A 1,663-nucleotide genomic window follows, 5' to 3' on the forward strand; every position below is an offset into this window, starting at 1 on the left:
CCTCGGTCTTTCGTTTGAGCGCCGGTTGATAGGCGTTCCTCGATGAGGCGGGTGTTGTCGGGGTTGTGCTCGTTGGTGGGTATGGCGAGGGCCCGACGCGGGGCCGGGTTCCTCCGTGCTGCTGGGCGGGGCATCGGGTAGTGGGTTTAGCCGGCTGGTCGTGGCAGCACGGCGAGGCGGCTGAATGCGGTGGTCAAGGCGTCTGTCCAGGGCCAGCCGGCGGCGATGGCGAGGGTGGTGCGGCGAGCGGTGCGGGTCAAGCGTGCCGCGACGTGCAGCAGCCGGTAGCGCAGCTTCTTGGGCTCGGCTGCGGCGAGGTCGCCGTCCAGCAGCAGGTTTTGGGTCCAGGCCAGTAGGTCGATGCCGGTCAGCGCCAACTGGAGCCATGCCTGGTTGATGGCGAAGATCCGGGAGGGGAACCGGCCGAAGCCGGTGTTTTTGCCGTTGCGGATGCGGTCCTCGACTCGGGCGTGGGCTCGGTGGCGGGCTTCCAGGCGCTGGATGCTGCCGTTGCCGGGTGGGGTGTCGGTGGCGACGACCTGGTGGCGCCAGCCTTCGATGGTGTCGAACAAGGTCAGCTGGGCGCCGGGGTGCGGGCGTTCGCGGCGGACCAGGAATCGGGTGCCCTCGGGCCAGCCGGTCGCGTCGAATAGGCCGGTGATCTCACAGACTTCGGCGTGTTCACGCAAGTCACCGCCGGTGTCGACGGCGGGGACCCAGCCGGCCGCGGCGCGGATCGCTTCCCGGACCGGTTCGGTGATCGCGGCGCCGACGGAGAACCGGATGTCGAGGTGCTGTTCGCGCAGGCCGCGGATGTGGGCGAGGAAGCCATGACTGGAGCCCGCGGAGTCGCTGCGCAGCAGGATCGGGGTGCCATGCCGATACGCGTCGGGGATCTGGGCGAGGGCCTGGTCGAGGACGGTGATGTGGTCGGTGGTGGTGTTGGATCCGGCCCGGCCCTCGCGCAGCAGTCCGGCGAGGGCCTCGCCGGTATTGTCCAGGAAGCAGAGCAACGGGTGATATCCGAACGTCTTCTTCCAGGTCCGGGTCGCTGACTCCTTCTCGGAGTGGCAGATGACGATCGTCGCGTCGATGTCCAGGACCAGGCCGTGGACCGACTGGCCGGCCACCGTCGGCTGCGGCAGGTCACCACGGGTCTCGGCGCGCTGAGCCCACGCGACTTCACGAGCTTCAGCTCGCGCGGCCCGTAATCCGGCCAGCAGCGTCTCGTCCACCTGCGACAGCAGCCGCCACGCGGTCGGGTCGGACGCGACCTGTCCGAACAGGCCGGCCTGGTCACGCAGCACGGCGAGATCGGCAATCGCTTCGCCGCCGTCGGCGAGCGTTATCGCCAGATCCACGGCGATCCGGCCCGGGTCATGACCGCTGCGCCGCAGCCGCAGACCGGCGAGGGCCCGGCTGAACGTGCTGGTCAGCCCGGTCGCATCAGCGAGGTCGGCGAGTAGCCGGGCACCCGCGTGACCGACTACGCCTCGACCGTCACCGGTGACCGTGATCTTCGGACGTGTTGCGGTAGCCTTCACCCAGCAAGTGCCTTCCGTGACAGGAAAATCGGACCCTCAGCAAGTCCTATCTTCCCTGATCAGAAGGCACTTCTTCGTTTCTGCCCAGTCCGTGGACAGCCCTTAACGAAGGGCCGAGG

Annotated in this window: 1 protein-coding gene; it reads right to left on the minus strand. The window is 68.7% G+C overall.

The window, feature by feature from the left end:
• Positions 1-146: 146 nt before the first annotated feature.
• Positions 147-1,544 carry an IS1380 family transposase gene (locus ABZV06_RS32025; RefSeq protein ID WP_355625994.1) on the minus strand — a complete coding sequence of 466 codons (1,398 nt, stop codon included), beginning with the start codon at positions 1,542-1,544 and terminating at the stop codon, positions 147-149.
• Positions 1,545-1,663 lie beyond the last annotated feature (119 nt).

This window comes from Micromonospora sp. NPDC005172, from assembly GCF_040608555.1.
In the GTDB taxonomy this organism is placed as follows: Bacteria; Actinomycetota; Actinomycetes; order Mycobacteriales; family Micromonosporaceae; genus Micromonospora.